This window comes from Nocardia aurea (assembly GCF_003123685.1).
Taxonomy (GTDB): domain Bacteria; phylum Actinomycetota; class Actinomycetes; order Mycobacteriales; family Mycobacteriaceae; genus Nocardia; species Nocardia aurea.
The window spans coordinates 97,104-103,692 of sequence record NZ_QCYJ01000091.1 but is presented as its reverse complement, the minus strand read 5'-3'; the positions used below and the strand labels follow the sequence as shown (position 1 = coordinate 103,692).

Here is a 6,589-nt window from a genome sequence, read left to right as displayed (position 1 = left end):
CGCACCCTCGTACTGCTTGGGCAGATGCCTGGTCAACGCGTCCTTGGTCTCGTAGAGATGGTTGTCCGCGTCGAACAGTTGATACGGCAGATCGACCTTGCTCATGGAATCCTCCTTGTCACTTTATGAGAATCGTATTCTCTTCATGAATGTATAGCAATGCCCGCGGCCCGGGTCTGCGCCAGATCCCGGCGGACGATGAACTTCTGGACCTTGCCGCTGGGGGTGCGGGGGAAATCGGCGACGACGTGCACTTCCTCCGGCCACTTCTGTTTGGCCATTCCGGCGTCGGCGAAGCACTCCCGTACCTGGTCCAGGCCGGGCGCCTGGACTCCGGGGTGCAAGCGCAGCACCGCCGCGGTGCGCTCGCCGAGGCGGTCGTCGGGAACCGCGACGGCGACCGCCTCGGCGACTCCCGGCAGTGTGAGCAAGACCTCTTCGACCTCGAGGGCGCTGACGTTCTCGCCGCCGCGGATGATCACATCGGATTTGCGATCGGTGATGGTCAGGTAGCCGTCCTCGTCGAGTACGCCGATATCGCCGGTGTGGTACCAGCCGTCCTCGTCGAACATCTTCGCGGTGAGCTCGGGATCGGTGTACCCCAGGCACAGATCCGGTCCGCGGCTGAGGATCTCGCCGTCCTCGGCCAGTCGCATCTCCACACCGGGCATGGTGTTGCCGTCGGTGAACAGGCGTTTGTGCTCGGGTGCGGTGTAGAGCGAACCGGTGATCGACGGATGTTCGGTGCTGCCGTAGGACCGGTAGACGGTGATGCCGATACCGGCCAAGCGGGTGGTGAGGGCAGCGGGCACCGACGCGCCGCCCATTCCGGCGTAGCGCATGAAGGGCAGATGCGCGTCGGTGTAGTCCGGATGGTCGAGCAGGCTGGTGACGTAGTAGGGCACGCCGCCGCCCACCGTCAGTCCGTCGGAGAGCATGAGCTCGAGCACCTTGCCCGGATCCCACACATCGGTGAGGTTGATCGCGATGTTGTTCAGTACCGGGATGAGCAGCGCGTTGACCATGCCGATGAAATGGCCGACCGGCGCCGCGGTGATCTGATTGCCGAGCTCGGGGGGATACCACGCCGCCAGTTGGCGGGTCTCGCAACCGAGGGTGCGATGACTGTGCACGACCCCCTTCGGTGAGCTGGTGGTGCCGGAGGTGAACGCGATCAGCGCCGGGCTGTCGGGGTCGACCGCCAGCGTTCCCGCCATCGGCTCGGGGTCGAGCAGTTCCTCGAAATTTCCGCCGACGACACCGACGATCGGAATGTCCTCGCGCAGATCCGCGCAGGTGTCGGGAAGACCCAGCAGTTCGGTGACGACGAAGACCTTGGGGCGCACCGATTCCAGGATGTAGGTGAGTTCTTTTCGTCCGTAGAAGTGCACGATCGGTACCACCGTGGCGCCGAGGAAGGCCGACGCCCAGAACACTGTCGCGGCCTCGACCCAGTTCGGCAGCTGGAACGCGACGACGTCACCCGGTTCGACTCCGCGCTTGCGCAGGCCTGCCGCGAGCCTGCGGGCGTCGTGCTCGACCTCGCCGTAGGTGCCCGACCACGGCCGCTTCGCCGAATGGATCCGGAACTGGGTGTCCGGTGCGGCGGCCAGGCCCGCCGCGAGTAGATCGCCGAGCGACTCGGAGGTCCACCAACCCTCTTCCTGGTAACGAGTGACCAGGTCGACGGGGATCTTGCGCATCGTCGAGCTCCTCGGAATCGCCTGTACGTATATTGTTCTCCTGACAAGAGAATCATATTTCCTCATAGGAGAACAAGAAGATGGTCGAGCTAGAGCTGGACGAGGGATTGGCGGTCATCACCATCAATCGCCCCGAGGCCCGCAACGCGATCGCGCCCGCCACGATGGACGAGCTGGAGAAGGCGATCGACGCCGCAGGTGAGGCTCGCGCTCTGGTGCTCACGGGTGGGGGAGACAAGGCCTTCGTCTCCGGCGGCGACCTCAAGGAACTCGCCAAGTTGCGGACCGAGGAACAGGCCGCCGAGATGGCGTGGCGCATGCGCGGGATCTGCGATCGGCTCGCGGCCTTCCCCGGCCCGGTGATCGCGGCGCTCAACGGGCACGCGCTCGGTGGTGGCGCCGAGGTCTCGGTCGCCGCCGACATCCGCATCGCCGCGCACGACATCAAGATCGGCTTCAACCAGGTCTCGCTGGCGATCATGCCCGCGTGGGGCGGCGCGGAACGGCTGTCGCGGCTGGTCGGACCGGGCCGGGCGATCATGCTCGCCGGTTCCGGAGAGATCCTCGATGCCGCCTCGGCCGAGCGTCTCGGGCTGATCGACCGTGTTCTTCCGCGTCAGGAGTTCGACAAGGGGTGGCGCGCCCTGGCGAAGTCGCTCGCGACCATTCCGGCGGGTGAAGTCAAACGGGTGGTCAGAGGTGTTTCCGAACAGGAAGCTGTACAGGCGTTCGCACGGTTGTGGGTGTCGGATGAGCACTGGGCGGCAGCGGATCGAGTAATGAACCGCGCCAAGTGATTTCGGTGCCCCGCAACGGAGGAACTACGTAGTTGGGCGTGGGTCGCAATAGGGCGTTTGCGCAGGAAGTGAGGGTCTTCCGCAACCGGACATGTGATATAGATCACATATTCTCTAGGTGTGAGGCCGGTATCACATTTCGGAGAACCGCCTTACTGTGTGAGCGGTAGATCTCCCTGTGGGAAGCCCGATGATTGTCATTCAGCCCAGACGCATCGGCCCTGACCCGGGGAGATCCGCCGCGATCTTCACGTTCGACAAGCGGGATGGGAAACCATGGCTGTACGATCCGTCGACTCCGTCAACCAGGGCGTTCGGGACCTTCATTCGGTGGCTCGCTGGCGCGCGCACGCGCGCCGACACCCACTGCGTTATCGCTTGGCGGTTGTCGCGCCCAGCGCCGTCGACGTGATCCGTCACGCCGGCGGCTGGCTGTTCGACCGCACGACCGCGGGCTGGGAGGTGACGGTACTGGTGACCGATCACAGCGATGTGCGCCCGCTGCGGATTCTGGGTGCCACCGTCCTGGATCTGGAACAGTCACTGGCCACCTCGGTGCACGACACGTGGCCCAACGCGGTCGCGGTGGCGTCGGAGACCTACATGTCGGACAGTCGGGTTCGTGAAGGCGTGCTGGACTGTTTCGACCGCGGCCTCATGGAGGTCGCGATGTGGGGCGATGTGATCCCGCCCGAACTGGAACATCGCGCGGGCACCGCGCACCATCGCGTGAGCGTGGCCGCGCGTGCCTTCAAGGCGTGTGCGTTGAACGCGGCGGGCCACCCCGCCGAATCGGTCGAGTCGACCGAGGCCTTCCGGGTCGGCGAGATCCCGCCGCCCATCTACCGCTCGGACGCCGATCTGGTTCCCGCCACCTGATCTTCGATCGTGCGAAAGCCGGTCAGGATATCTCCTGGCCGGCCTTCGCGTGCCCGCCCTCGAGTCTGTCGATCTCCCTCTCGACGAGCGCGAGGGCTTCGGCATGTCCGCCCGACATCCCGAGCGCGCGTTCGATCACCACGACCCGCGAAATGCTCGTGATCAGGACCGCCATGGCCGCGGCCGGGAATCTCTCGGTATCGAATCCGTATTCGCCCAACAGTTCCTCCAGCGCGTTCGCCTGGATGGTGCGGAATTTCTCCGCGTATTCGGCGACGGCCGCTCGGATGGCTGGGCGATGGTTGGACAGTCCGACGAATTCCATCGTTAATCGGACTGCGGTCGGGTCGGTGCTGAATTCCCATAGTGCGTGGAGCGGTTTGTCCGTTTTCATCATCTCGGCCTGCAGTTCGAGACCTTCATCCGCATTTCTTCGGAAAATATCCAGCAACAGCTCGTCCATCGAGCGGAAGTAATAATGCACCAACTGCGGTTTGAGGCCCGCCCGCTCGGCGACCTTACGCGAGGTCACCGCCGCCCATCCTTCCTCGAGGAGAAGTTGCTGGGCCGCCTCGATGAGGACCTGGCGATTCTTGGCATCGGGTGCACCGATCCTTCGGGGCGATGGCATTCGCCGTCCTCCTTATTCGAAAACCCGTGGTGGGGTCAATTCATAGCCCAGTGCGAGCCTCGTCGTCTATTGACTGACTGAGTCACCTCATGCTATGCATATGCACAGCATCGATGCTGAGCAGTCGCTCGGCATCCGGTGGCCGATCGTAGCCCGGATCGTCCGCCGGTGGGTGTCGAATACTTCACTAGCACATATCTTGTGGTCAGGAGGGGCATTATGGGTCACGACGGTGTGGTCCGCCCGTGGATGGCCGTGCGCCGATCGGCTGATCCCAGGCTGGACGCGCGCGCGATATCCGGCCGGGGGCGGCACGTACCGACGGGGAGGCGGTCCGTTCCGGTGTGACGGCGGGAGTCCTCCCGACGGCGCCCGGCCGAGCGAAGCGGCGGCGGAATCGATAGCGCCCAGGCGTCGATCCGTCGTCGGATCCGGCGGTCGTCGCGTGTGCTGGATGCCCTATATCCACCTATCTCCTTTTTATTACGACTTAATTCGGACCGGCGGGAAAACGTCAGCTGATTCCGTGTTCCGCTATTGACTCGCGATGTGACTGCAAGCACAATGTCTTATCGACGACGCACGCCGACGAGTTTTATCGGAGAAATCCAGGAGTCGGGTCGAGAAGTGGACTCGGCAACGATTCGAGGAAATCCGGCAAGGGGATTTCCCTCGCCCCGAGGCGTGCGCGTCGCAGAGTTGCCCGAATAATCGGGCGACTTCGTTCAGAAGGCGAACCATCGCCTGAAACACATGTTCTTACAGATCGTTCGTCGGCGGTGGGATGCTGCCCGCCGGACCTGAGAGTTTCGAGATCGAAGATGACTCACCAAGAATCCGATGTGCGCGAGAGCGCCGTCGGCGTGGACGGTGGCGTCGACCAGGATCCACCGCCCAGGCGGGCGACTCGGGAAATCACCGGATGGTCGCGCGGATACCTCCGGCGTCACCCCGTCACCGCACTGGAAACGGTGGGTGGACAGTTCGTTCTCGGCGTGCGCGCCGTCCAGTACCTGTGCGTCGACATCGTCACCGGGCGCTTCGCCTTCGCCGAATTCATCAGGCAGTCGGCGTTCATGGCCTCGGCCGCGGTGCTGCCGACGATCTTCGTCGCGCTGCCGATCGGTGTCACCCTGTCCATCCAGTTCGGCCTGCTGGCCGGACAGGTCGGCGCGACCTCGCTGGCGGGCGCCGCGAGTGGCCTCGCGGTGATCCGCCAGGGCGCGCCGATGGTCGCCGCGCTGCTGATGGCCTCCGCCGTCGGCTCGGCGGTGTGCGCGGACCTCGGGTCGCGCAAGATCCGCGACGAGATCGACGCACTGGAGGTCATGGGGGTATCGGTGGTGCGGCGCCTGGTCGTGCCGCGCCTGGCCGCCGCCATCCTGGTCGGTGTCTCGCTGACCGGCATCGTCTGCTTCGTCGGCTTCCTCGCCGGTTATCTGTTCAACGTGTTCGTCCAGAACGGCGCGCCCGGCAGTTTCGTGGCGACCTTCGCGTCGTTCGCGACGGTGACCGATCTCTGGCTGACGCTGTTCAAGGCCGTCATCTACGGCGCCATCGTCGCCGTCGTCGCCTGTGAGAAGGGGTTGTCCACCAAGGGCGGCCCGGCAGGCGTGGCGAATTCGGTCAACTCGACCGTGGTCTCCTCGATCCTGCTGTTGATGACGATCAACGTGGTCGTCACCCAACTGGCGATGATCCTGCTCCCGAGGCAGGGCCTCTGATGGCCGCGACCTACTACCCGCCCGGGACTTATGCGCTTATGCGCACCGCCCGGAATCTGGGCACCGCGATCATGCGTCTCGGGCACATGCTGACCTTCCTGATACGCGCGGTGGCCTCGATTCCGGTGATGCTGCGCCAGTACCGCAAGGAATTCCTGCGCATCCTGTCCGATGTGACCTGGGGCAACGGCTCGATCGTCGTCGGCGGCGGCACCGCGGGTGTCATCATCGTGCTCGGCGCGGCGGGCGGGGCGATCGTCGGGCTGGAGGGGTACAACGCACTGCATCTGCTCGGGATGGAACCGACCATCGGATTGATCGCCTCGACGGCGTCCACCCGTGAACTGGCCCCGATCATGGCGTCGCTGGCGTTCGCGGCACAGGCGGGTTGCCGCTTCACCGCGCAGCTGGGCGCGATGGGCATCGCCGAGGAGATCGACGCGATGGAATCGATGGGTATCCGCTCGATCCCGTATCTGGTCTCGACCAGATTGCTCGCCTCGGTGCTGGCGATGGTTCCGCTGTACCTGGTGTGCCTGGCGGTGAACTACATCGCGGTGCAGGTGGTCGTGAACGTGTCGGGTGGACTGTCCGCCGGTACCTACCAGCACTATTTCCAGTTGGTTCTCAACGGTCCCGACATCGTGTACTCGCTGATCAAGGCGATCGTCTTCGTCGTTCTCACCACCACGATCCAGTGCTACTACGGCTTCTACGCCGCCGGTGGCCCCCAGGGGGTCGGCATCGCCGCCGGGCGCGCCATGCGCGCCGCGATCTCGCTGATGATCGTGGTCAATCTACTGCTGACCATCGCCCTGTGGGGTATCGGCGCCAGCGCACGGCTGGGGGGATAGG

Annotated in this window: 6 protein-coding genes; 4 read left to right on the top strand and 2 right to left on the bottom strand. The window is 64.7% G+C overall.

Annotated features, from left to right (window positions below):
• Nucleotides 1-143: 143 nt before the first annotated feature.
• Nucleotides 144-1,703, bottom strand: coding sequence for an AMP-binding protein (locus tag DAT37_RS19225; RefSeq protein WP_109526186.1), 1,560 nt, complete (start codon nucleotides 1,701-1,703; stop codon nucleotides 144-146).
• Between the two features lie 80 nt (nucleotides 1,704-1,783).
• Here DAT37_RS19225 and DAT37_RS19220 point away from each other — a divergent pair, with 80 nt between their 5' ends.
• Together DAT37_RS19220 and DAT37_RS19215 are read left to right on the top strand one after the other, a co-directional pair.
• Nucleotides 1,784-2,500: an enoyl-CoA hydratase/isomerase family protein gene (locus DAT37_RS19220; protein ID WP_109526185.1), complete on the top strand. Its 717-nt coding sequence runs from the start codon at nucleotides 1,784-1,786 to the stop codon at nucleotides 2,498-2,500.
• A 366-nt stretch (nucleotides 2,501-2,866) separates the two neighbouring features.
• Entirely contained in the window at nucleotides 2,867-3,379 is a 513-nt protein-coding gene (locus DAT37_RS19215; RefSeq protein ID WP_109526197.1) for a hypothetical protein, read from the top strand.
• Nucleotides 3,380-3,401: 22 nt separating this feature from the next.
• On the opposite strand, the gene DAT37_RS19210 is transcribed toward DAT37_RS19215, so the two are convergent.
• Nucleotides 3,402-4,010, bottom strand: coding sequence for a TetR/AcrR family transcriptional regulator (locus DAT37_RS19210; protein WP_109526184.1), 609 nt, complete (start codon nucleotides 4,008-4,010; stop codon nucleotides 3,402-3,404).
• A gap of 821 nt (nucleotides 4,011-4,831) precedes the next feature.
• Here DAT37_RS19210 and DAT37_RS19205 point away from each other — a divergent pair.
• On the top strand, nucleotides 4,832-5,734 hold the full coding sequence (locus DAT37_RS19205; RefSeq protein WP_109526183.1) for an MlaE family ABC transporter permease: 903 nt from the start codon (nucleotides 4,832-4,834) through the stop codon (nucleotides 5,732-5,734).
• Nucleotides 5,734-6,588, top strand: coding sequence for an ABC transporter permease (locus DAT37_RS19200; protein ID WP_109526182.1), 855 nt, complete (start codon nucleotides 5,734-5,736; stop codon nucleotides 6,586-6,588). Before DAT37_RS19205 ends, DAT37_RS19200 begins: the two co-directional genes overlap by 1 nt.
• The last annotated feature ends 1 nt before the right edge of the window (nucleotide 6,589 follow it).